The 23,283-nt window shown below is 62.5% G+C and carries 20 protein-coding genes and 1 pseudogene; 6 read left to right on the top strand and 15 right to left on the bottom strand.

The window, feature by feature from the left end:
* Positions 1 to 2: 2 nt before the first annotated feature.
* The 12 genes from V6607_RS22105 to V6607_RS22050 form a co-directional block, all read right to left on the bottom strand.
* Complete coding sequence (locus tag V6607_RS22105; RefSeq protein WP_003208216.1) at positions 3 to 1,331, bottom strand: cellulase family glycosylhydrolase; 1,329 nt, start codon at positions 1,329 to 1,331, stop codon at positions 3 to 5.
* Positions 1,321 to 2,511, bottom strand: a complete 1,191-nt coding sequence (locus V6607_RS22100) for a glycosyltransferase (RefSeq protein WP_003208215.1) — start codon at positions 2,509 to 2,511, stop codon at positions 1,321 to 1,323. Before V6607_RS22100 ends, V6607_RS22105 begins: the two co-directional genes overlap by 11 nt.
* Positions 2,511 to 4,502: an exopolysaccharide transport family protein gene (locus tag V6607_RS22095; protein WP_003208213.1), complete on the bottom strand. Its 1,992-nt coding sequence runs from the start codon at positions 4,500 to 4,502 to the stop codon at positions 2,511 to 2,513. The genes V6607_RS22100 and V6607_RS22095 overlap by 1 nt, the downstream gene beginning before the upstream one ends.
* A gap of 14 nt (positions 4,503 to 4,516) precedes the next feature.
* Positions 4,517 to 5,281, bottom strand: a complete 765-nt coding sequence (locus tag V6607_RS22090) for a polysaccharide biosynthesis/export family protein (protein WP_008434559.1) — start codon at positions 5,279 to 5,281, stop codon at positions 4,517 to 4,519.
* 29 nt (positions 5,282 to 5,310) lie between these two features.
* Complete coding sequence (locus V6607_RS22085; RefSeq protein ID WP_003208209.1) at positions 5,311 to 6,222, bottom strand: glycosyltransferase; 912 nt, start codon at positions 6,220 to 6,222, stop codon at positions 5,311 to 5,313.
* On the bottom strand, positions 6,222 to 7,682 hold the full coding sequence (locus tag V6607_RS22080; protein WP_003208208.1) for a mannose-1-phosphate guanylyltransferase/mannose-6-phosphate isomerase: 1,461 nt from the start codon (positions 7,680 to 7,682) through the stop codon (positions 6,222 to 6,224). The genes V6607_RS22085 and V6607_RS22080 overlap by 1 nt, the downstream gene beginning before the upstream one ends.
* On the bottom strand, positions 7,682 to 9,121 hold the full coding sequence (locus tag V6607_RS22075) for an undecaprenyl-phosphate glucose phosphotransferase (RefSeq protein WP_003208206.1): 1,440 nt from the start codon (positions 9,119 to 9,121) through the stop codon (positions 7,682 to 7,684). The genes V6607_RS22080 and V6607_RS22075 overlap by 1 nt, the downstream gene beginning before the upstream one ends.
* Before the next feature lie 444 nt (positions 9,122 to 9,565).
* A complete protein-coding gene (locus V6607_RS22070) occupies positions 9,566 to 12,052 on the bottom strand; it encodes a TonB-dependent receptor (protein ID WP_134327041.1) in 2,487 nt (828 codons plus the stop codon).
* A gap of 105 nt (positions 12,053 to 12,157) precedes the next feature.
* Positions 12,158 to 13,117: a FecR domain-containing protein gene (locus V6607_RS22065; protein WP_134327040.1), complete on the bottom strand. Its 960-nt coding sequence runs from the start codon at positions 13,115 to 13,117 to the stop codon at positions 12,158 to 12,160.
* Positions 13,104 to 13,619, bottom strand: a complete 516-nt coding sequence (locus tag V6607_RS22060; RefSeq protein WP_134327039.1) for a sigma-70 family RNA polymerase sigma factor — start codon at positions 13,617 to 13,619, stop codon at positions 13,104 to 13,106. The genes V6607_RS22065 and V6607_RS22060 overlap by 14 nt, the downstream gene beginning before the upstream one ends.
* 129 nt (positions 13,620 to 13,748) lie before the next feature.
* On the bottom strand, positions 13,749 to 14,051 hold the full coding sequence (locus tag V6607_RS22055; protein ID WP_003208197.1) for a hypothetical protein: 303 nt from the start codon (positions 14,049 to 14,051) through the stop codon (positions 13,749 to 13,751).
* Between the two features lie 302 nt (positions 14,052 to 14,353).
* Positions 14,354 to 15,679, bottom strand: a complete 1,326-nt coding sequence (locus V6607_RS22050) for a PLP-dependent aminotransferase family protein (RefSeq protein WP_003208195.1) — start codon at positions 15,677 to 15,679, stop codon at positions 14,354 to 14,356.
* A gap of 94 nt (positions 15,680 to 15,773) precedes the next feature.
* On the opposite strand from V6607_RS22050, the pseudogene V6607_RS22045 reads away from it, so the two are divergent.
* A pseudogene (locus V6607_RS22045) lies at positions 15,774 to 16,405 on the top strand (LysE family translocator).
* A gap of 27 nt (positions 16,406 to 16,432) precedes the next feature.
* Entirely contained in the window at positions 16,433 to 16,774 is a 342-nt protein-coding gene (locus V6607_RS22040) for an antibiotic biosynthesis monooxygenase (protein WP_003208192.1), read from the top strand.
* Here the strand turns inward: V6607_RS22040 and inhA are convergent.
* Positions 16,771 to 17,451 carry an isonitrile hydratase gene (inhA, locus tag V6607_RS22035; RefSeq protein WP_003208190.1) on the bottom strand — a complete coding sequence of 227 codons (681 nt, stop codon included), beginning with the start codon at positions 17,449 to 17,451 and terminating at the stop codon, positions 16,771 to 16,773. The two genes, V6607_RS22040 and inhA, sit on opposite strands and share 4 nt — an antisense overlap.
* Before the next feature lie 90 nt (positions 17,452 to 17,541).
* Here inhA and V6607_RS22030 point away from each other — a divergent pair, with 90 nt between their 5' ends.
* The 3 genes from V6607_RS22030 (at position 17,542) to V6607_RS22020 (ending at position 21,421) form a co-directional block, all read left to right on the top strand.
* Positions 17,542 to 18,510: a GlxA family transcriptional regulator gene (locus tag V6607_RS22030; protein WP_134327037.1), complete on the top strand. Its 969-nt coding sequence runs from the start codon at positions 17,542 to 17,544 to the stop codon at positions 18,508 to 18,510.
* A gap of 131 nt (positions 18,511 to 18,641) precedes the next feature.
* Positions 18,642 to 19,229, top strand: a complete 588-nt coding sequence (locus tag V6607_RS22025) for a biliverdin-producing heme oxygenase (protein ID WP_032899296.1) — start codon at positions 18,642 to 18,644, stop codon at positions 19,227 to 19,229.
* Entirely contained in the window at positions 19,226 to 21,421 is a 2,196-nt protein-coding gene (locus V6607_RS22020; protein ID WP_134327036.1) for an ATP-binding protein, read from the top strand. The genes V6607_RS22025 and V6607_RS22020 overlap by 4 nt, the downstream gene beginning before the upstream one ends.
* On the opposite strand, the gene V6607_RS22015 is transcribed toward V6607_RS22020, so the two are convergent.
* Positions 21,399 to 22,307, bottom strand: a complete 909-nt coding sequence (locus tag V6607_RS22015; protein WP_134327035.1) for an alpha/beta hydrolase — start codon at positions 22,305 to 22,307, stop codon at positions 21,399 to 21,401. The genes V6607_RS22020 and V6607_RS22015 overlap by 23 nt on opposite strands.
* 113 nt (positions 22,308 to 22,420) lie before the next feature.
* On the opposite strand from V6607_RS22015, the gene V6607_RS22010 reads away from it, so the two are divergent.
* Complete coding sequence (locus tag V6607_RS22010) at positions 22,421 to 22,555, top strand: hypothetical protein (RefSeq protein ID WP_256344300.1); 135 nt, start codon at positions 22,421 to 22,423, stop codon at positions 22,553 to 22,555.
* 208 nt (positions 22,556 to 22,763) lie between these two features.
* Here the strand turns inward: V6607_RS22010 and V6607_RS22005 are convergent, their stop codons facing one another.
* Positions 22,764 to 23,225, bottom strand: coding sequence for a cysteine hydrolase family protein (locus V6607_RS22005; protein WP_008434533.1), 462 nt, complete (start codon positions 23,223 to 23,225; stop codon positions 22,764 to 22,766).
* Positions 23,226 to 23,283 lie beyond the last annotated feature (58 nt).

Here is a 23,283-nt window from a genome sequence, read left to right as displayed (position 1 = left end):
CTTCAATCCCATAACAGAATTTGCAGGTTCGGCTTGACCGGTACGTCCAGTCCATTGGTGCCACTCAACGGTGTTTCGGTGCCGCGCAACGGGTCATACAAGGTGGCGGTGGTCATGCCCGGCAAGTGCGCGCTGCCGCCACGGGCCGACCAGAAAAACCACACCTTGCGCCCGTCGGCACGGGACCAGCCGATGCTGAACAGGCCATCGGGCAACTGATCGGCGGTGGGTGGGTCGCCGGGGGTCAATTTGGGCCCGCTCACCTGCAGGAAATTCTGCAGCGCGGTGTACGACGGCTTGGGGTTGGCGTCGATGTCGAGCAAGCCATAACTCTGGTCGCGCACGCTGGCGCGCTGGTCCAGGTCGCTCAGGGTGAACAGGAAGATCTTGTCGAAATCCAGCGCGCTCATCAGCGCGACGCGGCGCACGATGTAGTCGGCCTGGCCCTGGGTGGTGATGAAGTCCTGCACCTCTTTCGGGCCTTTGTAGGTCGACCAGCCCCACTCGGTGCTCCACAGGGTATTCACCCCGGCCGCCCGCAGTTTCTGGTTGAGGGCGCTGGTTTTTTCGACAAAGTCGAGGTTCGACGGCGTGTTGCCTTCGGGCAATTGGGTGTAGGGGTGATAGGACATGACGGTATTCAGGCTCGGCACGCCCAGTTGCAGCAGCCCGTCGAGCATGTTCTGGCCGTTGGGCATTTCGCTGAAGAATGCCATGCCGGCGGCCACCACCGGTTTGTTCGGGTTCACCACCCGCAACGCGGCGGCGGTGACTTGCAACAGGTTCGCATAGCCGGCCGGGTCGGCGGCGGGGCGCCAGAACCCCAGCAGGTTCGGTTCGTTCCACACCTGCCACGCATCTACGCTGGGGTAACGCTGTTCCAGCAATGCCATGCGGTTGGCGAAGATATTCGGGTCCTTGGGCGGGAACTGGTCCTGGTACGGCGAGGAGGCGGGCGCGGTGGTGGCGAACTTCGCCGAGCCCACCAGGTAGAACACCGACTTGATCTGGTTCTGCTGCAGCTTGTTCACCAGTTCGTCGAGGGTCGCGACGTTGTACTGGTTCTCGGCGGTTTCCAGCTGGTCCCAGTGCAGGTCCAGGCGCACCCACTCCAGGCCCAGGGCCTTGAGGCGGTCGATCTGCTTCTGATAACGCTCGGGGCTGAACCACAGGAACTGCGCGTTCACCCCCAGGAAGTCCTTCCACACCACCTCTTTGCTGCCCTTGAGCACATGGCTCTCGGCATCGGCCGGGCGGCCCCAGAGAAAGGCGGTCAAACCCAGCGCAGCGACGACTGCGAGGGTAGCGAGGTAAGTCCGTTTACGCGCCATGGTTGCCTCCTGCAACGGTTTGCTCAAACAGGCTCGCGAACTTCTGCGCGGTCACTGGCCACAACCGTTCGCGGCCTATGGCGGCGGCGCGTGCGGCCCAGTCCGTGGCCATGTGCGGGTTGCGTGCGAGCCGCAGCAGTTGTTCGCTCAAGGCGGCTACATCGCCTTGTGGATAGATGGCGCCATTGCCGCTGGCGACTTCCTCGGCAAACGCCCTGGCATCGGAGGTGATCGCGCCGCGCCCGCAGGCGGCAGCCCAGGACAATGCGCCGCTGGTGCCGCGCTGGCGGCCCAGCAGGCCGAGCTTTTTCGATTCGCGATACGGCAGCACCATCACATGGTGCGCCTGGATCGTCTGCGGGATCTCGCTGGCCGGCAAATTCAGCCGCCAGTCGATGGAGCCTGCCAGGCCGAGTTCGGCAATCTGGCTGTTCAACTGCTCCAGGTAATTGCCGCCTGTGCCAAACGCCATTTCGGCGGCAGTGCCACCGGCCAGGGTCAGGCGCACACGGTCACGCAATTCGGGGGCTTTTTCGAAGGCGGCGGCCAGGGCCTGCAACAGGTCTTCGATGCCTTTGCCACGGTAGATAAAACCGAAATACAACAGGTGCAGCGTGTCCAGCGGCGGCAAGGCCACCGGCGGGATATCCAGGTTGGCGTGGTTGATCACCGCCACCTTGCCGGCGGGCAATTGCATGCGCGCCGTCAGGCAGTCGGCGCCCAGGCGGGTGAGGGTCACCAGCCGGGTCAGGCCCTGGGCGACGTGACGTTCTTCGCGCAGGGTCAAGGGATCGGCCAGCACCACTGCCGCCTGGGGCAATGGGCTGGGCAAGGATTCCAGCAGGTTCAGCGGAAAGGGCAATTGCTCGCGCCGCCAGACCATGCGTTCCGGGTCATGCACCGTGGCGGTCAACGGCAGGGCGGGGTAGGCCTTGCGCAATTCGCGCAGGGCCAGGAACTCCCCCAGCCGCCCACCGCCCAGCTCGGCGTGGACCAGGTCAACACCCTGCCAGTCGAAACCGGCAATGGCTTGCTTGATCGCCGCCGTGCTGCCGACCACGCCCGTCAAGGGCGTAGCCACCTCGACGCCCAGTTGCTCCAGTGCCGTCTTGAAGTGGTTCGCGTAGTCGGCGATCCCGTTCTTTTCCGGCGGCAGGGGAGCGAGCAGGGCGATGCGCATCAGAACGAACCCCGGTATTTGGCGATGGTTTTCAGCACCTTGACCGGTACCTCGAACTTGCGGCGGTTGATGATAATGCCATCGACCTTGCCGAACGCCGTGGTGAGGATCGACAGTGCGTGTTCCACCACCGGTACCGTGCTTTTTTGCGCTTCCACTACCAGCGCAATCAGGTCGGCACGGCGCAGGTTGATGAACGCATCACGATTGTCCAGCAGCGCCGAAGCATCCAGCAGTACCACCTGGCCCGGAATCGCCGGCTCAACCCCGCCGATCCGCACCCGCACGCCGTTCTCTTCCAGCAACTGGCGCAACTGCTCGACGATAAAGCTCACGCCTTCACCGTGCCGTGCCGAGGTCAGCCCCAGGGTCAGGCCCTGTTCGGCAATACGCTCCAGCGGCAGCAACCCATACAGGCGATAGATGCTCGCGTTGAAGGCGTTGGTGCTTTGCGCGGTGCTGGTGTCCAACTCCGGCAGCGTGGTCCACAGCGGCAGGCCGAATTTGCCTTCCACCAGGCCGCCGTCGTGGATCCGTTGATCCAGCAGGTAGCACAGGTAGATCACCAGCAAGCCGACCACGATGGAGAACGGGATCGCCAGCAACAGCATCAGCAGGGTTTTCGGGAAGACGCGCCCAGGGTTCAGGGTAGCTTCTTCGATCACCGCGATGTTACTGATCTGGCTCTTGTCCAGTTCACGGTCGATCCGCGATTTTTCCAGGCTGTCGACATACAGCGCGTAGTTTTTCTCGGTGCCGTTCAACTCACGGGCCAGGCGCGCCAGTTCCGGCTCGATGGCCAGGGCGTCCTTGCGCTGGGCTTCCAGTTCAGTCAGTTGCTTCTGCTGTTGCACCAACTGTGTACGCAGCGACTGGTTGCGGCTGGTCTCATCCAGCAGTACCCGTTGCAGGTGGATTTCCAGGGTGTTCGGCGCGCGGTTCTCGGAGCTTTGCACCGTGTCGCTTTCACCGGCGACCTGGGCCTGCATGGCACGGATCGAAGCGTCCAGGGCTTTGACCGGCGGCGCGTTATCCGTATAGGTACGCATCATGTCGGCTTTTTCCAGGAGCTTCTGGTTCAGCAGGCGACGCAAGTCTTGTTGCTGCGGGTTCAACGCGATCTGGCGAACCGTGGTCACCTCTTTGGGCTGGCCCTTGAGTTGGTCACGGGTGCTCTGCAACGCCACGTCGGAGGAAGCGATCAGCCGAGTGGAGTTGAACACCTCGCCACGCAGCACGTTGATCCGCTCGGACAAGTCTTCCAGGCGATCGGTGATGCTCGAGGCGCCGATGTCGTTCAAGTGCGCGAGGATCTGCTCCTTGTAGCTCTTGATCTGCGCAGCGCTGGAAGACACCTGGCCTTCATAGAACGCATACAGGCTCTTGCGGCCCAACGCCTGGGTGCGCTCGTCGATGTAGGTCTCGACCCAATCCTTGACCACCGCCTGGGCGATTTGCGGGTCATCCCAGCGGAAGCTGATGTCCATCACCGTAGAGCCGATGGCGTGGGTCACTTCGAAGTTTTTCTCCAGGCTTTTCGCCAGGCGTTCCACCGGGGTGGTTTCTTCGACGATGCCAACGGTTTCCAGCACCACTCGCACACCGTCAAACACGGCACTGATGCCTTTCTTGACGTACCACTTGGTGCGCTTCCACACGCCTTCCGGCGGCTGCATCTTGTCCATCACGTCGAGGTAATGCTCGGCCACTGCACGCACGATAGGGCGGCCGGTCAGCAGGCGCTCTTCGTCGACAATCGGGTCGCGCTGGGTGCTCGGCATGACGATTGGCTGACGGTTGTCGACCTCGATCGGCATCGTCGAGTCACGCCCTGGTTTTACCAGCAATCGCGCGGTGGATTCATACTTGGCCGGCAGCAGGAACGCCCCCAGCAAAATGATCACCAGCGCGGCAATCGCCGCCAGTTTGAACTCGTGCTTGAAGATGAAGAACAGACGCAGAAGATCACGAAAAGAACGGATCTCGATCATGGGATGTCGCTCCTTTAGTGGTTCGTGGTGTAGCTGTAGCCCACACCAATGGATTTGGTGAAGGGAATCAGCTGGTTCAGGTAAGTGTCCACGCCTTGGATCCGTTCGCCGACGTTGGACTTGGGTACAAACACCACGTCACCGCGTTGCAGCGCCACGGGCTTGCGGCCCAGTGCGCCGTTCTTCAGGTACTGGCTGAAATCGAGGAAGTAGGCGTGGTAGACGCCTTGGCCATCTTCACGCAGCAGGGCGACCATGCTCGCGTTGCCCACCGAGCTCACGCCGCCGGCACCGAGAATCGCCTGCTCCATGGTCGGGGCCGTGGCGATGGAGACAGCCGACGGGTTTAATACCGCGCCGCCGACGATCACCGTGTTGCCCGGCGCCTGGTTGATGTTCACCGTCACCCGAGGCTCGCGATACACCGGTGCGAGTTTCTGGCTCAGCTCGGCGGCGACTTCCGCCGGCGTGCGCCGCGCCACCTGGATCGGCCCCAGGAAGGGATAGTTGATCTTGCCGTCGTTCTGCACGGTGTACAGCGTCAGCTCGTAAATCGTGCTGACGTTGAACGCCGACAGGGTTGGCATTTCCCCGGCATCGCGGACAATCCGCAACTGGTCGCCGATGCGGATCCGCTCCACCGCCGGTGGCAGTTGGGCCATGCGATCGAGGGCCTGCTTGCCCTCGTCCACCGTCTTGCCATCGGGCGCGACGATCCGCGCGGGCGTATTGCAGGCGGCCAATGCCATCATGGCCAGGACGAGCAAGGTTCGTTTCATCAAAGGGGTCTTCCTGTAGGTCATGATGCTCACCTCCAATAACCGGGGAACATGCTGATGCGCCGCTTGAGGGCGAGGGGGAGCTGGCGCTCCAGATGGCCCAGCCGGTAGCCGAGCAATTTGAACGCGCTGCGCACCAGTACTTCGGGTACGCGGTGCAATGCACCGGCTTCGCGTAACGCTCGAAGCTCGGCCAGTACATAGCGTTTACCTTCACCGCCGGCATCGCCAAAAGCCTGGCGGATCCACGGCTCGCGGCCGTAGAAAACGCCAATGTCGAAGTAGCGGTGAAACTCATCCATGAGACGGTAATCGTGGGAGTGATAGACCAGGGCGGTGGCGGCGTAGCGCACCTTGTAGCCTTCCAGCAGCATGCGGGCGGCGACATAGGCGTCCTCGCTGCCGATCACATCCGCGGGGAAGCCACCGACGGCTTGCAGGGCGCTGCGCCGGTACACCGAAAACGAATCCGAGCTGAAGCAGGTCTTGATCCCCAGCTCCGGCGCATCAGCCAGGCTTTTGCTGCGGCTTTGCGGCGGGTAATTGAAGTGGCGTGACTGGGCGCCCAGCACGCCGGCATCCGGGTGCGGCAACTGGCGGCCGTAAGCGACGCCGTTGAGCGGGTCCAGTTCCAGTTCGCCCACCAGGTTGGCGAACGTCTCGGGTTCGGCGGGGATCGCGTCCTGGGTCATGACGATCAGCGCGTCGCCGTCGACTTGCTCGCTGGCCCAGCGGCGGGTGCCGCCATGGTTGAAGTCCTTGGCATCGATCACTTCGACCCGTACGCCGAACTCGCGAAAACGCGCCACGGTGTCATCGCTGGAAGCGCTGTCGACCACCAGGGTTTCGTCCGGTTGCAGGGTTTGCATGCGCAGCGCCGGCAGCAGCCGGTCGAGGTGGCTGGAAGCGTTGCGGGTCGGGATGATCAGGGCGGTACGCATCACTTCTTCACTTCGGCCGGAGCCCGGCCGTAGATGTCGTCAAAACGCACAATGTCGTCTTCGCCCAGGTACTCGCCGCTCTGCACCTCGATCATCACCAGGTCGATGATGCCGGGGTTGGTCAGGCGGTGCTTGTGCCCGGCCGGAATGTAGGTGGACTCGTTGGCGTTGATCAGGAATTCACGGTCGCCGTTGGTAATCATCGCCGCGCCGCTGACCACCACCCAGTGCTCGCTGCGGTGATGGTGCATTTGCAGGGACAAGGAGGCCTGGGGCTTGACCACGATGCGCTTGATCTTGAAGCGGCTGCTTTCTTCCAGCACGGTGTAGGTGCCCCACGGCCGGGTGACAGTGCGGTGCAGGCTGAATGCCGGATGGTCCTGGCGCTTGAGCTCGGCGACGATGTAGCGCACGTCCTGGCTGCGCTTGGCGTCGGCAATCAGGATCGCATCCGGGGTGTCGACGACGATCAGGTCGCGCACGCCCACTGCGCCCAGCACGCGCTTGGGCGAGTCGATGTAGCAGTTGTGCACGTCATGCAGGATCGCCTGGCCATTGACCTGGTTGCCGTTGGCGTCGCTGGGGGTGAGTTGGCGCACCGCGTCCCAGGAACCGATATCACTCCAGCCGATGTCGCAGGGCACCACCGCCACTTGCGCGGATTTTTCCATGAGCGCCACGTCGATCGAGATGTCGGGCGCCGCGCCGAAACCTTCAGCGTTCAGCTCGCGCTGACGGCAACTGTTGTTGTTCAGGCTGTGGCCGTGCTCGAGGGCGGCCTTGGCGGCGTCCAGCACGGCGGGGGCGTGCAGCGCCAGTTCCTCCAGCAATGTACCGGCCTTGAAGCAGAACATCCCGGCATTCCACAGGTGCTTGCCGCCGTCCAGATAGCCCTGGGCGGTGGCCAGGTCGGGCTTCTCGACGAAGCGCTTGACCCGGAACCCCTGGCCCAGCGCCTCGCCTTGTTCGATATAGCCGAAGCCGGTTTCCGGGTGGTCGGGCTGGATGCCGAACGTCACCAGGTAGCCGGCCTCCGCCAGTTCGCGGGCCTGGGTGACGGCATCGGCGAAGGCGCTTTCATCAAGAATCAGATGGTCGGCGGGCAGGATCAGCAACTGCGCCTCGCTGCCGAAGTTTTCCTGTACATGCAGGGCGGCCACGGCGATGGCGGCGGCGGTGTTGCGCCCGAACGGCTCCAGCAACAGGTCAAGGGCCAGATGGGCCTTGTTGACCACGCGGTAGTCATCGAGGGTGCGAAACAGCAGGTCGCGGTTGGTCACCGTCAGCACGCTTTCCACACCCGGCAGGTGACTGGCCCGCAGGAACGTCTTCTGCAGCAGGCTCTGGTCATCACGCATGCGCATGAAAGGCTTGGGCATGTTTTGCCGCGACACCGGCCACAGCCGGGTGCCCGAACCACCGGAAATGATGCAGGGAATCAAGCCGTTGAGGGTGTTCATCAATAGACTTCCTTGGTCGAAAGGACGGCCGGGACCGTCATGAAAACGATGTACAAGTCGAACCACACCGACCACTTCGAGATGTACTCCAGGTCGTACTCAACGCGTTTCTGGATCTTGAACAGGGTGTCGGTTTCACCACGATAGCCGTTGATTTGCGCCCAGCCAGTGATGCCCGGTTTTACCCGGTGGCGCGAGCTGTACTCGCTCACGGCAACTTCGTAGGGCACGCCGGCGGCCTTGGTCGCGGTGGCATGGGGCCGCGGGCCGACCATCGACATGTTGCCCAGCAGCACGTTGAACAGCTGCGGCAGCTCATCGATGCTGGTCTTGCGAATGATCCGGCCCACGCGGGTGATGCGCGGGTCGCCGCGGGTGGTCTGGCGGTCGGCGTTGAAGTCGCTCATCTCGGCGTACATCGAGCGGAACTTGAACACCCGGATCACGTTGTCGTTGTAGCCAAACCGGTTCTGGCGAAACAGCACCGGGCCCTTGGAGTCGAGCTTGATGGCAATCGCCGTGATCAGCATGATCGGCGACAGTGCCACCAGGCCCAAGGTTGCCAGGATCAGGTCTTCACAGCGCTTGATAAACGGCGACCAGCCCCGCAGCGGCACATGGGAGGTGTTGAACATCAGGATGCCGCCCACATCGGTGATGCGGCTGTGGCCATAACGCAGGGCGGCCATGTCAGGCACCAGCATGACGTTGACCGACATCTGCCGCAGGCGCTTCACCAGCCCGTTGATCCGCTGTTCGGCGGCCCAGGGCAGGGTGATCATCACCTGGTTGACCTGCTCGGAGCGGATCAGCTTTTCCAGGTCGCGCGTGTTGCCCAGCAGCGGCAGGTTGCTCAGTTCCTTGGGGATGCGCTCGGTGCGGTCGTCGATAAAACCGATCAGTCCGGAACGGATATCGCCGTTGCGTTGCAGGTGGTCGGCCACGTGCACGGCGGTGTCGGTGAAGCCGAGGATCACCGTGCGTTGCAGGTATTTGCCGCTGGCCATCAGGTTGCGGAACAGGCGCAGCATCACGATCCGCTCCAGCCCGAACAACGCAAGGCTAGTGATAAACCAGAACGCCAGGTTGCGCGGGCTCAACTGCGGGAACATCAACAGAATCTGGTACATGAACAGCAGGATGCAAAAGGCCGCGGACCAGGCCACCAGCATGGTGCGAAACCGCAGGCGATTGCTGAACAGCTCCTCGGAGTAAACCCCCATGGCCTGGAACAGAATGATCGTCAGGATCGCGAAAAACAGCAGCAAGCCGAGAAAGTGCGCGCGCAGTTCGGGGGCCATCGGGTCTGGATAAAACAGCAGGATCAGTGCTGGAAAAACGGCGGTGAGGCCGTGCATCAATTTTACGAAAACAACAAAGAACTCAATGAAACCGGCCCGGGTCAAAAACAGGCTGTCGACTGACGACTTCTCGCGCATAAAAACATCCCTCATTGCACACCAGGGCTTCCTTGTTCGGCTGCTCATCCATAAAGGCAGGGCTTGCTTTATAAGTGGCGCCAGACGAACGGTTACATCGCTGGGTAATACGCAATTACCTATCTATCTGCAGGGAATTTGCGGGGTAATGGCTAAATGATGGTTCCCTTTTCGTCGCTCGTCAAGGTTTTGACTTTTTTATAAGACCTTCGGTCTAGACACGTCAGGTGCTCTTTCGCGTGACAGTTTGTTGACTGTCTTGGTCGGATTTCCGGGTTTTCCCGGAACAAAATGCTGGCGTTTTGGAGTGTAGGAATAAATTTGGGAAATTTCCTGCGGCTGAGGAAAACCTTTTTTTGACGGAGGTCGGATGCGGGGTTTTTCGGGGACAAGCGATGAGTGGTGAGGACGTGAGTCCGTCACCACATTGAGGCGGTACTAACCTTAAAAATTGCCTTTCAAACTGACAGTGAAGTTGCGCGGTTCGCCGTAGAAATTACCCCAGTCGGCCGTTCCCACCGTCTGATAGTAATTTTTGTCGAAGAGATTGTTACCGTTCAGCGCCACCGTCCATGTGTCATCAACCCGGTACGCCAACCGCGCATTCCATACCGCATAACCGGCTTGTTCCAGTTTGATGCCTTGAATTCGGTAGTTGCTGCTCTGGGCGTTGACGCCGGTGCCGACGCTCCATTTCGACAGTGTGCCGTCCAACTGATAATCGCCCCACAAGCGCAGCATGTGTCGCGGCACGTAGCTGTTTGCGACCGCGCCAATTGCGGCGCTGTTGATGTTGTTGAGATTCTTGGTCTGGGTGTAGGTGTAGCCGCCCGCCACTTGCAAGCGTTCCAGCAACTCGCCACTCAACTCGGCTTCGACACCTTGTGCGCGAACCTTGCCAGTGTCGGTGTAGCAATAGCCGTCTGCCGAGGTACCGCATTGGGTGGTGTAGTCGGTTTCGGCGGCGTTTTTCTCGATAGCGCGGAACAATGCCAGCGAGCTGTTGAGGCGCCCCTCAAACCATTCGCCCTTGATGCCCAGCTCGTAGTTTTCGCCGATTTTGGGCTTGAGGGCGGCGCCGGTCACCGTGGCGTTGGAGCTTTGTGGCTGGAAGATATCGGCGTAGCTGGCGTACACCGAAAGGTTGTCGTCGAGGTCATAGATCACCGCGGCGAACGGCGTGACTTCACCGGTTTCCTTGGTGCGTGCATCCTGCAGGGCCCATTCGCCCCAGGCGAGGTTATTCGACTGGCGGCGGTTTTCGAACCAACTGACGCGACTGCCGAGCACCACCATCAATGGCTCGGCCAGCCTCAGGCGCAAAGTGGCGTAGGTACCGTACTGGGTGGCGGTTTCCTTGACGGTGCCGCCCCGGTACATGTTGGGCCAGAAGGTATCGTTGGCGGGCTGCGGGAAGTGGTGGTTGGGCAGGAAGATACTTTGCCGGTCGGGCAGGCTGCGGATCGCGTAGACATCGTCCTGGGTGCCACGGCTGCCATTGGCGCCGATGATGAGTTCATGCTGCAAACCGAACGCTTCGAACTTACCGTCCAGGTAGGCATCCAGTCCGAAATCCCGGTGGTCGTAGTCAAACAGCGCGGCGTACATCTCGGCGGTTGGCGCCGGATCACCGTACTTCACGGTGCCTTGGCTGGCGGCGTATTTGATGTCTTGCAGGTTGCGGCTGTTCACCGCCGTGACCTTGAGTTGCCAGTCGTCGTTGAAGTGGTGGGTGAGGTCGGCAAACAGCGTAGTGCGTTGGTTCTGCCAGTCGTTCCAGGCCTGGCCCAGGCAGGTGGATCGGCTCAGGCCGATGCTCTTGCCGTCGCTGTAGCGCGGCACACCGCCCCAGCAGGGCGTTGCATCGACATCTTCGTAGCTGGCACCGATGCCCAGGGTGGTGTCAGGCGAGAGGTCAACATCCAGTGCGAGGTAGACAGCTTGGTCCTGGCGCTTGGAGACGTCCATGTACGAGCCACGATTCTGTTGGCTGACCACGGCGCGCCCGCGTACGGTGCCGCTGTCATTGAGCGGGCCGCCGGTATCGACGTCGGCGCGGTAGTTGTCCCAGGTGCCGGCAGACAGCGACAGGCTGGTGGTGGGTTTTTCTTGTGGCCGCTTGCGCACGAAGTTCACCGCACCACTGGCGGTGCCGGCGCCCTTGAGCATGCCGGCCGCGCCCTTGAGCACTTCCACCCGGTCATAGATCGCCATGTTGGCGGTGAAGCTGTCGGCCTGTACGTAGTCTTTGCCGATGTCCAACGGCACACCGTCGAACTGGTATTGGCCGAGCATCTTGAAACCACGGGAATAGAAATACTTGCCACCCATAGGTGAGTCGTAGGTGGTGATGCCCGGGGTGTGTTCCAGTAATTGATCGATGGTGGTGATGTTCTGGTCGTCGATCAGCTTGCGGGTCATGACGCTGACCGATTGCGGTGTTTCCCGCAGGCTGTGGGCGCCCTTGCCGATGGTCACCGCGCCGGTGGTGTAGGAACCGCTGCCGTCAGTGGTGACGCCGAGGTGTTCGCCGGTCACGGTGGTGGCGCCCAGGTTCAGCGCGCCGGTGTCCGCGACTTGCGGCAACAGCAGCCAGGTGTTGTTGCTCTGGCGTTGGGCTTGCAAACCCTGGCCCTGGATTAATTGGCTCAAGGCCTGTTGGCTGTCCAGTGCGCCGTTGAGGCCGGGGCTGGTCTTGCCGGCGACGCTGGTGGCGTCATAGGACAGGCTGATACTCGCCTGGCGCGCAAACTGGTCGAGCACCGTGGCCAATGGGCCGGGTGCAATGTTCCAGTCACGGGCCTGGGTGTCGCTGACAGGCGTTTGCGCCATGACCGCCAGGGGCAGGGCGCTGCCGTTCAGGCAGGCACCGAGCAGGGCGGCGTGCACCGCATGCTTGAGGGGAGAACGCTTGGAGGGGAACGCTTGCATGACCGCGGAATGCTCCTGAAGGAAGTGGACAGAATCGGCCTGTTGATCGGCCTTTCCTTACAGGTCGAGCGAAGATGAGAATTCACCTCATTTATTTTCGGAAGGTCATGCACGAGCGGCGACGGTCACCCAATAACGGCTGCGATAGGTGATGTTCACCGACAGTGCCTGTGCCACCAGGGTCAGGACCTGATCGGTATCGTCCAACTGGTAAGTCCCGGACACACGCAGGCCGGCGACCGCTTCGCTGCAGCGCACCAGCCCAGTGCGGTAACGGCTCAGCTCCGCGAGGAAATCGTCCAGACGCATGTTGTGAGCGCTGATCACACCGTCGCTCCAGGCCCAGGGATCCAGGCCCGTGGTGGCGGGTGGACGCAAGCCGTTTCGATCAAACAGCATTTGCTCGCCGGGCTGTATCACCCCACGTGCGCTGGCCTGATGGCTGTCGGCGAATACCGCGACGCTGCCTTTTTGCACGGCGAGCAAGGTGCCGTGGGGCTCCTCGCGCACCATGAACCGGGTGCCCAAGGCGCGCAGATAACCGTCGCGGGTTTGCACCCAGAAGGGCCGTGGCGCGCTACCGTCGGCGCCCATGTCGATCAGGATTTCACCCTGGCGCAACTGCACCAGACGCCTTTCGGTGTTGAAGACTGTGTCGATGGCGCTGGCACTGTTGAGCTGGATACGGCTGCCATCGTCGAGGGCGACCCAACGCCGCTCTCCGGTGGCGGTGCGGTAGTCGGCCAGCAGGCCGGGCAATGGCGTGTAGTCGCGGCCGAACCATGTCAGCCCTGCGGCACCGGCGAACAGCCCGAGCAACTTCAACCCTTCACGGCGGCTGATGCGTTGGCGGGCACCTTGCAAGGCATGGCGGCCGACCTGTGCCGGCAACTGCGCAAACTCGTCACTCATCGACGAGACCCGTTGCCAGGCCTGCTGGTGGTCGCCACTGGTTTCAAGCCAGCGTTCGAAGGCGGCCGTGGTGGCGTCATCGGCAATATTGAACCGCAGCTTGATCATCCACTGGATCGCCTGGTCCACCAATGGCGGATTAGCCTTCGGCATAACGCAACCGATAACAGGCATGCAGTGCCTTGGCCAGGTCGCGTTCCACGGTGGCCTTGGACACCCCCAGGCGCAGGGCGATCTTTTGGCAGGTCAGGCCGTCCAGTTGCGCCAGCAAAAACGCTTCGCGCACCCGTGGCTTGAGTTGGTCCAGCAGGCGGTCGATGCGCTCCAGGCTGTCGAGGATCAGCAGGCGGGTTTCTTCCGACGGCACCTCGACTTGCGGGAAATGCGCGAGACTCTCCAGATAGGCACGCTCCAGTTCGCGGCGGCGATACTGGTCGATCATCAGGCTGCGGGCGATGCTGCTCAGGTAGGCCCGGGGTTGCAGCAAGGCTTGCTGCTTGCGCGCATTGAGCAGGCGCACGAAGGTTTCCTGCGCCAGGTCGGCGGCGTGCTCACGGCAGCCCGTACGCCGGCTCAACCAGCCGCGCAGCCAGGAATGATGGGCATGGTAGAGCTGGCCGATGGCGGCATGATCCAGTGGGTGGTCGCTCGACATGGGCATCCTGGCGCGGGCGTCTTAATTGATAACGGTTCGCATTCTATGCGTTGGCCAGAGGATTGGGCAATCGTTGCCGTGTGGATTTGGCCGGATGCACAAACCCACACAGGCTTGACGGGGTTGCGGCTAAGCCTTGCGCAGGTGCAAACACTCAATCGAGCGGTCGACGGTGGTCTTGGCAATTTCCAGCAAATGCCACACCGCCAGCAACTTTGCCCGCTCGGGGCTTTGCAGCAGTTCGCCGCAGTCGAGGGCGGTGGCCGAGGCGCTGCTGAGCAGGCTGGCAGTGTAGAGCAGGGAGTCTTCGAAGCTCAGGTCTTCGTTGACGGTATGGAAGCCCTGGGAGGGCAGGTAGTGTTCGAGGGCGCGATTGAAGGCAGCGCGGTTTTTGAGCAGGTCGATGGGTGGGTCGGGGACGGGTTTATTCATGGTGTAACTCCTTTTCGGTTAAGGAGCCGACCCCTTCGCGACTAAACGTAGGGTGGCGGCTGTACGCAGGTTAGTCGACCGGCCGAAAAGGAAAAACCGGCGCACCCGAAGGTGCCCTGCGCACAGCCACCATAAAACCTCATGATGGGACATGCGCCTTTTCGGATCCGGGCGACTAAACCCGATCACTGATGAGCAGTGACGGGGCGAAGACTAGCCACCGGTTCCGGCAGGCACAAGGCCGAAAGATTGTCTCGGAAATGTCCCGCAAATCAAAGGGATTTACCCTGCTGGCCCTTTATTCATATCCGAATTGCCTCGCGAATTTTCCCCAAGGCTATTCTCAACGTCGCCAAGTCAATCGACCCCAGCGCCACCCGCAACGCATGCGGCACATGGGCCGTACAGGCAAACGGCTCGGCACTGGTGACCCGCACACCCTGGCCCTCAAGCGCAGCCACCACTGCATCCGCCCGCAGACCTTCCGGCAACACCAGCCACAGGTAATACGACGCCGGATGCGCAATCACCTCACACCCTCGCAAGACCTCCCGGGCCAGCGCCTGGCGTTGGCGCGCATCCTGGCGCTTGTGCTCTTCCAGTGCATCCACTGCGCCGGATTCTATCCAGCGGCACGCCAGGTTCACCGTGAGCGTCGGCGTGCTCCAGGTCGAGACACGGATCGCTTGCTCCAGCGCCGGCACCCACGCCTTGGGCGCGACGATAAACCCCACCCGCAACCCCGACGCCACACTCTTCGAAAGGCCAGACACATACACCGTGCGCAGCGGCGCATAAGTAAACAACGGCTTCGGTGCGGGCTCGGCGAGAAAGGCGTAGGCGCCGTCTTCGATCAATAGAAAATCGTAGCGTTCAGCCAACGCTGCAAGGCGCTCGCGGTCGGCTTCAACCATCACTGTGCCCAGCGGATTGTGCAACGTGGGCATGCAATAAAAAGCCCGCACCGGGCGCCGTTTGCACAAAGCCTCCAGCGCATCCAGATCCGTATGCCCAGCCGGTTGCGGCAGCGGCTCCAGGTCGATGCGCTGGGACTGGGCCAGGGTTTTCAACCCGGGATACGTCAGCGCATCCACCGCCAATACATCCCCCGGTTGCAGCAGCGCCATCAGGCTGACGGCGAGGCCTTGTTGCGCACCGTTGACGATCAGCACTTGCTCGCCACTCACGCGAATCTGCCGATTGCGCAGGTGCCGCGCGGCGGTCTGTCGTTCATGGGCGCGGCCACCCTGCGGGGCGGAATGCAGCAGCGCATCGAGGTCGCCCGAGGCGGCAATGGCACGCAAACCGTCGCGCAGCATCTCGGCCTGGCCCGGCAACGAGGGGTAGTTGAGGCTCAGGTCCACGGTGCCCGGTTGCAGCGGTTGTTGCACCAGGCCCATGCCCCGCAGCAACGTGGTGTCGCGCACAAACGTCCCGCGTCCCGGTTCACCCACCACCAGGCCGCTGGCCTCCAGTTCGCTGTACACCCGCAAGGCAGTGGCGAGGGCGATGCGATGGCTGTTCATCAGGCTACGCAGGGTCGGCAACTGGGTGCCCGGCGGCAACTGTCCGGCGCGAATCCGCGTGGCCAGTTCATCGACGATCAGTTTGTAGCGAACCTGAGCCATGGTGCGTTCCTGTGCAAAGTGTATCTAGATCAATTTTTTGTTTGTATCAGGTGGGCTGATTAATCTACAGGCTTTCCCGGCGGATGGCTTGAGCATGATCGACCTCGCAACCCTGGCTGTGTTCTCTGGCGCAGTCCTGCTGCTGTTGTTATCCCCGGGCCCGAACATGGCCTTCGTCATCAGCCACGGTGTGACCTATGGCTGGCGTGGCGGGGTGGCATCCGGGTTGGGCATCAGCGTGGCGGACCTGCTGCTCACGGTACTGACCGCAACCGGCGTGACCGCTCTCGTCGCCAGCTGGCCGCCGGCCTTCGACCTGATTCGCTACGCCGGGGTGTTGTACCTGCTGTGGCTGGTGTTCAAGACCCTGCAGAAAACGCCCGCCCTGGACACGGCCCACGTCAGCCGCGTGCCGCTGGGCCGGGTGTTTGTGCGGGCCATGCTCAACAGTTTGCTCAACCCCAAGGCGCTGCTGTTTTTTTCATGGTGTTCCTGCCGCAATTCGTCAGCCCCGAGGCGGGCCCCATCGCGCTGCAACTGGTGCAACTGGGGATCATCCTGACGCTGATCAGCGGTGTGTTTCATGCCGTGCTGGGGATTTTTGGCGGGGCGGTGAGCCGGTTTTTTGCCGGCAAACCGGGGAGCGCAGGCTTACAGAAATGGGGCCTGGCAACCGTGCTGATGGTGCTGGCCGTGCGCTTGGCATTGATGTCTCGCCCGACGTGAAACATCACTCATAAAAGGACGTTACCCATGTACATCGCAGCCTTTATCTACAAGCCCGGCGAACGGGATGACGAGTTCCAGCGCCTCACGAATCTGATCGACGCACTGGCAGCAAGGCTGCCGGGATACGTGGGGGCCGAGTCGTGGCGTTCGGCGGATGGCGGGTTGATCAACGCCAGTTATTACTGGCGTGACGAGGCCTCCATTCGCGCCTTTGCCAGCCACCCGACCCACCTGGAAGCCAAGCGCCTATACCGCCGCTGGTACGGCGGTTATCACGTGGTGATTTCCAAAGTGGAGCGGGCGTATGGGGACGGCACCATCGGGCATCTGGTGCCCGCCGACCGCCACGGGCGGGCGAACGCTTAACCCAACCTGGCCGCCGCCCGTGCCGCGATTTCACCCCGGGTCTTGCGCGACTCGGCGGTGCGCTTGCGGGCTTCCTCCAGTACATGTGGCGGTGCGGTTTCCGGCCGGCCAGCATTGAACGGCGGCGCCGGGGCGTACTCAATCTGCAACTGCACCAGTTGCGCCGCCGCCTCGCTGTACAGCTCGGCGGCCAGGGTCAGGGCAAAGTCGATCCCGGCGGTAATCCCGCCACCGGTCAACAGGTTGCCGTCACGCACCACGCGCTCCTGCACCGGGATCGCACCGAGCGGTGCGAGCAGGTCGTGGTAGGCCCAGTGAGTGGTCGCGCGACGCCCGCGCAGCAAGCCCGCGGCACCCAGCACCAGGGAGCCGGTGCACACCGATGTCACATAGCGCGCGGTCTGGGCCTGTGTCTTGAGAAACGCCAGGGTCTGCTCATCCTCCATCAATGCCCCGACGCCAGAACCGCCGGGCACGCAAATCACATCCAGCGTCGGGCACTCGTCATAAGTGGTGCTGGGGGTAAATACCAAGCCGGTGCTGGAGGTGACCGGCGCGAGGTCCTTCCACACCAGATGCAGCTTCACATCCGGCAGCGATCCCAACACGTCGTAGGGCCCGGTGAGGTCCAGTTGCTGGATGCCGGGGAACAACAAAAAGCCGATCTGCAAGGTCATGGGGACTGCTCCTGATAAAGGGATGGACGGCTTCACTCTAGTCACCTAGGCTTTGGCGCATACGCCATTGAGCCCACGAATTACGCCAACATGCCCAGAATCATCAACGTACTCGCCTTTCCCAATGTGCAGGTGCTCGACGTCACCGGGCCCTTGCAAGTATTTGCCTCGGCCAATGACCTGGCGCGCCAGCAGGGCTTGCCGTTGCCCTATGCGGTCAGTGTGATTGCCGCGCAGGCCGAGCCGGTGATGACCTCGGCGGGCCTGGCCCTGGTGGCCGAGCCACTGCCGCCTGCCGATGCTCCGTGCGACACACTGGTGATTGCCGGCGGCTGGGGGGTGTACGGCGCCGCCGAAGACCCGGCGCTGGTGGACTGGGTTCGGCAAAAAGCCACCCAGGCCCGGCGCATGACTTCGGTGTGTACCGGCGCCTTTCTGCTGGCCGCCAGCGGTTTGCTCGACGGCCGCCGCGTGGTGACCCACTGGACGCGCTGCGAAGAACTCGCGCGCAAGTACCCACAGCTGACGGTGGAGGCCAATCCGATTTTCATCCAGCAGGGCAACCTGTGGACCTCCGCCGGCGTGACCGCCGGTATCGACTTGTGCCTGGCGCTGGTGGAGGAGGACCTGGGTCGCGCCGTGGCCCTGGAAGTGGCGCGGCACCTGGTGGTGTTTCTCAAGCGCCCCGGTGGGCAATCGCAGTTCAGCGTGACGTTGTCCCTGCAGAAAGGCGGTAACCGTTTTGCGGAGTTGCACGCCTGGATCGCCGAACACCTGACCCTGGAGTTGAATATCGCCACACTGGCCGCCCAGGCGGGCATGAGCGAGCGCAGTTTCGTGCGCCACTACCGCAGCGAGACCGGCCAGACCCCCGCGCGGGCGGTCGAGTTGATTCGCGTCGAGACCGCCCGCCGGCAATTGGCGGACAGCAGCGCGTCGATCAAGCGCATCGCCGTGCACTGCGGCTTTGGCTGCGAAGAAACCATGCGCCGCAGCTTCCTGCGGGCGGTATCGATCACACCCCAGGCCTACCGTGAACGGTTTTCCTCACCCGGTTGAGGTCGAGCCTGTTTGAACGAATAGGTACGTTTTTGTATCAAGGTGCTATGTTACTCACAGTCCATTGCGCAGTGTCTTGATCCCAGGCCTCTACGTCGCGGTTTTGAACCTTCCCGGCGTGCGCACAGCTCATGAATTCACTACCTCCTGTCCTTGTCGAATTACGCGCGGCGACCGCTGCGCTGCATCGACGCCTCGACACTCGGCTGCCTTTTTCCCGCATGGACCTGGCGTTGTACCGCGAGTTGATGAGCGCCTACTACGGCTTCTATCAGCCGCTGGAGCGCGCCCTGGCGCCGTGGGGCGAGATCATCCCGGACCTGGAGTGGGGGCGGCGCAGCAAAACTCCGTACTTGCAGGCTGATTTGCGGGCGCTGGGCCTGGAAAACCTGCAGATCGATGCCTTGCCGATATGCCCCGAACTGCCCGCCATCACCAACGTGGCCCAGGCCTTGGGCGCCCTCTATGTGCTGGAAGGCGCCACCCTCGGCGGCCAGGTGTTGCGCGACCTGATCGAGATCAAGATTGGCGTGGGCTCCACCAATGGCGGCGCGTTCATGAATGTGTACGGGGCCGAGACTAGCGCCCTGTGGCAGCGTTTTATGGCGTGCCTTGACCCGCTGCGAACCGCGTACGAGCGCGTGGAGGCGGTGAAGGTCGCCGAGTCGACCTTCCTGTGTTTCGAGCAGTGGCTGGACCGCTGCGGGGTGCTGCGATGACCACGGTCGATACGCTGATCGACGATTGCGCCAGCGAGCCCATCCATATCCCCGGCTCGATCCAGCCTCACGGGTTGTTGTTGACGCTGAGCGAACCGGCGCTTGAGGTGCTGCAAGCCAGCAGCAACCTGAGCGTCGCGCTGGGCCTGGACGCGCAACGCCTGTCGGGCCAGGCGCTGGCCAGTGTGCTGGGCAGCGAAGCGGCAGTACAGGTGAGTCGTGCCCTGGCAGACCTGGACGCCTTTGAGGAGGACGTGCATCAACTGACGCTGGATGGCTACGCCTACGACATCCTGCTGCATCGTCATCAAGGCCTGCTGTTTCTCGAACTGGAGCGGAGCCTCACGCTTGAGCACAGCGCTGTGAAGCAGCTGTCCCGAACGCTGCGCCGCTTGCAGTCGGCGAAGACGCTCGACAGCTTGTACCAGATCAGCGTGACCGAGATTCGTAGCCTCACCGGTTATGACCGGGTCACCTTGTACCGCTTCGAGCAGGAAGGCCACGGCAAAGTGATTGGCGAGGCCCTCAGCGACGGCATGCAGCCGTACCTGGGATTATGTTTTCCCGCGTCGGACATCCCGCCCCAGGCCCGCGAGCTGTACCGGCTGAACTGGATCCGCGCGATTCCCGACGCCGAGTACCAGCCGGTGCCGATCCTGCCGGCCCTGCGCCCCGACAACGGCCAGCCCCTGGACCTCAGCTTCGCCGTGTTGCGCAGCGTGTCCCCGGTGCACTGCCATTATTTGAAGAACATGGGCGTGCGTTCCTCCATGAGCATTTCGCTGCTCAAGGACGACCAGCTCTGGGGCCTGATCACCTGTGGTCACCGTGAGCCGTTGCGCGTGCCCCATGAACTGCGCACGGCGTGCACCAGCATCGGCCAGTTGTTGTCGATGCAGATCACGTTGCTCCAGGAGCAGCAGGAGCGCCGCCAACAACGTGACAAGGCCGCCATGGTCGAAGAGTTGGTCGCCGCCATGACCGCGGACCAGTGCGATGTGATGGAAAGCCTGTTGCCCTATGCGCAAACGCTGCTGAACCTGACCGCCGCCGGTGGCCTGGCGATACGGGTGGAAGAGCGCCTGCATGTGTTCGGCGTTTGCCCTGCACGTGCTGAAATCCACGCCTTGTACCAGTGGGTGCGCGGACAGGGCAAAGGCGTGGTGCACAGCCATCAATTGTCGGTGGACTTTCCCCCGGCGGCGGCCTACCAGGCCCATGCCAGCGGCCTGTTGGCGTTCTGCCTGCCCAAGCCGGTGGACAACGCGGTGATGTGGTTTCGCCCGGAGGTCCAGTCCTCGGTGGAGTGGAGCGGCCAGCCGGTCAAACATCAGGAACCGGGCAGCACGACCTTGAGCCCGCGCCTGTCGTTTGAGTTGTGGAAGCAGCAGGTCGATGGCAAGGCGCTGTATTGGTCGCTGTCGGAGCTACAGGCGGCGGAGAGCCTGCGGCGCAATGCCCTGGAGCATGACCTGGCGCGCCAGGTGCAACGCGAACATGCTGCGGTGCGGGCGCGTGACGAGCTGGTGGCGGTGGTCTCCCATGACCTGCGCAGCCCGCTGACCATCCTGCTGATGCAATGCGGCATGATGCGCAGCATGGTGCCCGCCGAGGACAACAAGGCGAACCGGCGCCTCTCCACCGCGATTGAAACCATGCAAAACGCCACCGCCCGCATGAACACGCTGCTGGAAGACCTGATCGATATTTCGCGCATCGAGGCCGGGCGCTACAGCGTTTCGCTGCAACGACTCGATGTGGCGGCAACCCTGGACCAGATCTGTTCGATGTGGCAACCGCTGGCGGCGGCCAAGGGTTTGGACCTGACTTGGCGCTCAGTGGACGGGCTGAGTGCCCAGGCCGACCCGGAGCGCTTGTTCCAGGTGTTTTCCAACTTGCTGGGCAACGCCCTGAAATTCACCCCGGTGGGCGGAGTGATCGAGGTGATTGCCGAGGCGGCGGGGGACGAAGTGCTGTTTCGGGTATGCGACAACGGCATCGGCATCGACCCGGCGCAACTGCCGTATATCTTCGACCGCTACTGGACCTCACGCGAGGGCAACCCCACCGGCAGCGGGCTGGGGTTGTACATCTCCCACGGCATCGTCGAAGCCCACGGCGGCACCCTGTGGGCTGAAAGCGTGGTGGGGCAGGGCAGCGTGTTCAGCTTCAGGATTTCGGCTGGGGGCTGAGGCTCAGCAGCTCGAAAATCGCCTCAAGGGTTGCCTGGGGCGCCTCCTGGGGAATGTTGTGGCCCACGCCGGCCAACACCTCGCGCCGATAAAACCCGCTGAAATTTTCCAGGTCGTCATCTTCAACCGGAGCCGGACCTACGCCGTCATCAGCGCCGCACAACGAGATGCTCGGTACTGAAATCGGCGGTGGCTGCACCAGGGCCTGCTCGATGCTTTCCAGCGCCGGGTCACCCGGTGCGTACATGAAGCGGTGCCGGTAGGAATGGACCACCACCTCGACAAAATCCGGGTTATCAAACGAGGGCGCTGTCTTGCCATACAGGCTCGGCCCTTCGGCCCAGGACGGCGACCAGAGCGCCCACAGTAACTGGCAGAACTCGCGACGATTGGCGGTCAAGCCGTCGACGCCGCGCTGGGTATGAAGGTAAAACTGATACCACAGCCGATGTTCTGTTTCCGGCGCCCGAGGCTTGGTCGACGCAGCGATATCCTGAATGTTGTAGCCATCGCCCGTCACCAGGCCGCGCACCCGTTCAGGCCAAAGCGCCGCAACGATACACGCCGCGCGTCCGCCCCAGTCATAGCCCACCAGCGTGGCTTTTTCGATGGACAGGGCATCCATGAAATCCAGCAAATCCTTGGCCAGCGCTGCTTGTTGGCCGGAGCGCATCACCTGTTCGTTGATAAAGCGCGTCGGGCCATAGCCGCGCAGGTATGGCACCAATACCCTGTAGCCACGTGCGGCGACCACCGGGGCGATCTCGTCATAGCCACGAGGGTCGTAGGGGAAGCCATGCAGCAGGATCACCACCTCGCCGCCTTCCGGGCCATGGGCTTCGTAAGCGATATCGAGCATGGGCGTGCGGATTTGGAGGGTGGGCATGGAGGCTCCGAGGGTGGAGGGAAAGTGTTGGAACTGTAGACCAAGCGGGTTACCGAGTGTGGTTCGAAAGGCTGCAATTGCTTGACTTGTCTAGACCGGCCTGGCGCAAGCCGATGCAATTACCCCAAGGGTCGCGCACCTGGCACATCCACTCGCCGCCCTCGACTTCCATTGGCCCGCGATACAACGTGGCGCCTAACGTGACTGATGTTTCCGTCGGCGACCAGGCTGGCAGTGACGCCGAGTAATGCGTCGGCAGAGCGCCGATCAATACGAGCCTTGTGTCAACGATGGTGTTTGCCAAACAACCTGTGGCGAGGGAGCTTGCTCCCGTTGGGCTGCGCAGCAGCCCCAGGTTTTGTCGAATGTGTTCTTTGAGTTAGATGGCGTTGAGCTTTTTAGGGCCGCTTCGCGCCCCAGCGGGAGCAAGCTCCCTCGCCACAGTGAGGGGCTGACTTAAATCTCTGCGTGGGTGATGACGTGTTTAAAGTGATGCCGCCACAAATCCGCGCCCAGTTTCCCCGAGCGATCCAGCGACGAACCCACGGTCAAATCGCTGATCAGCGTGGGCTGTAATCCGGCATCAAACAACGCAAACCCGGCCGCCAGCACACAGGTATCAGTCTGGATGCCACACACCAGCACTCGGTCCGGCGCGAGGCTTTTCAGGTGGCTGATGGTCTCGGGCGTGGGCGCGTAGCCGTGTTTGATGAAGATATGGTCGGCGGCGATCAGGCTGTCGTCGTCGGGCGCCGGTTGCCAGCCGAGTTGGCGAGCGAAGGGGGTTATGTTTTCGTCGTGGCGCTCTACGGTGGCCACTGACGGCATGCGACCCAGCAAGGCGTTGATGCCGATTACCAGCCAGTCGGGCGGGGCGAAGGAGGGTTGTACATCGATGATCAGTAGGACTTGGCGCATTGGCATCCTGGTATAGATCGAAGGACCACGCATTGTGCACCGGGTACACCTCGTCTCC

The sequence above is a fragment of the Pseudomonas sp. KK18 genome, from assembly GCF_037094675.1.
Classification (GTDB): Bacteria; Pseudomonadota; Gammaproteobacteria; order Pseudomonadales; family Pseudomonadaceae; genus Aquipseudomonas.
The sequence above is the reverse complement of the archived record's forward strand: the minus strand, read 5'-3'. Positions and strand labels throughout refer to the sequence as shown.

What these genes read in the sequence shown, in the direction of transcription:
- V6607_RS22070 (WP_134327041.1), bottom strand. Translation starts at nt 12,052, where the DNA reads ATGCAAGCGTTCCCCTCCAAGCGTTCTCCCCTCAAGCATGCGGTGCAC.
- V6607_RS22040 (WP_003208192.1), top strand. Translation starts at nt 16,433, where the DNA reads ATGTACATCGCAGCCTTTATCTACAAGCCCGGCGAACGGGATGACGAG.
- V6607_RS22015 (WP_134327035.1), bottom strand. Translation starts at nt 22,307, where the DNA reads ATGCCCACCCTCCAAATCCGCACGCCCATGCTCGATATCGCTTACGAA.
- V6607_RS22065 (WP_134327040.1), bottom strand. Translation starts at nt 13,117, where the DNA reads ATGCCGAAGGCTAATCCGCCATTGGTGGACCAGGCGATCCAGTGGATG.
- V6607_RS22095 (WP_003208213.1), bottom strand. Translation starts at nt 4,502, where the DNA reads ATGATCGAGATCCGTTCTTTTCGTGATCTTCTGCGTCTGTTCTTCATC.
- V6607_RS22075 (WP_003208206.1), bottom strand. Translation starts at nt 9,121, where the DNA reads ATGCGCGAGAAGTCGTCAGTCGACAGCCTGTTTTTGACCCGGGCCGGT.
- inhA (WP_003208190.1), bottom strand. Translation starts at nt 17,451, where the DNA reads ATGACCTTGCAGATCGGCTTTTTGTTGTTCCCCGGCATCCAGCAACTG.
- V6607_RS22020 (WP_134327036.1), top strand. Translation starts at nt 19,226, where the DNA reads ATGACCACGGTCGATACGCTGATCGACGATTGCGCCAGCGAGCCCATC.
- V6607_RS22105 (WP_003208216.1), bottom strand. Translation starts at nt 1,331, where the DNA reads ATGGCGCGTAAACGGACTTACCTCGCTACCCTCGCAGTCGTCGCTGCG.
- V6607_RS22090 (WP_008434559.1), bottom strand. Translation starts at nt 5,281, where the DNA reads ATGAAACGAACCTTGCTCGTCCTGGCCATGATGGCATTGGCCGCCTGC.
- V6607_RS22085 (WP_003208209.1), bottom strand. Translation starts at nt 6,222, where the DNA reads ATGCGTACCGCCCTGATCATCCCGACCCGCAACGCTTCCAGCCACCTC.
- V6607_RS22030 (WP_134327037.1), top strand. Translation starts at nt 17,542, where the DNA reads ATGCCCAGAATCATCAACGTACTCGCCTTTCCCAATGTGCAGGTGCTC.
- V6607_RS22055 (WP_003208197.1), bottom strand. Translation starts at nt 14,051, where the DNA reads ATGAATAAACCCGTCCCCGACCCACCCATCGACCTGCTCAAAAACCGC.
- V6607_RS22050 (WP_003208195.1), bottom strand. Translation starts at nt 15,679, where the DNA reads ATGGCTCAGGTTCGCTACAAACTGATCGTCGATGAACTGGCCACGCGG.
- V6607_RS22100 (WP_003208215.1), bottom strand. Translation starts at nt 2,511, where the DNA reads ATGCGCATCGCCCTGCTCGCTCCCCTGCCGCCGGAAAAGAACGGGATC.
- V6607_RS22005 (WP_008434533.1), bottom strand. Translation starts at nt 23,225, where the DNA reads ATGCGCCAAGTCCTACTGATCATCGATGTACAACCCTCCTTCGCCCCG.
- V6607_RS22080 (WP_003208208.1), bottom strand. Translation starts at nt 7,682, where the DNA reads ATGAACACCCTCAACGGCTTGATTCCCTGCATCATTTCCGGTGGTTCG.
- V6607_RS22060 (WP_134327039.1), bottom strand. Translation starts at nt 13,619, where the DNA reads ATGTCGAGCGACCACCCACTGGATCATGCCGCCATCGGCCAGCTCTAC.
- V6607_RS22025 (WP_032899296.1), top strand. Translation starts at nt 18,642, where the DNA reads ATGAATTCACTACCTCCTGTCCTTGTCGAATTACGCGCGGCGACCGCT.
- V6607_RS22010 (WP_256344300.1), top strand. Translation starts at nt 22,421, where the DNA reads ATGCAATTACCCCAAGGGTCGCGCACCTGGCACATCCACTCGCCGCCC.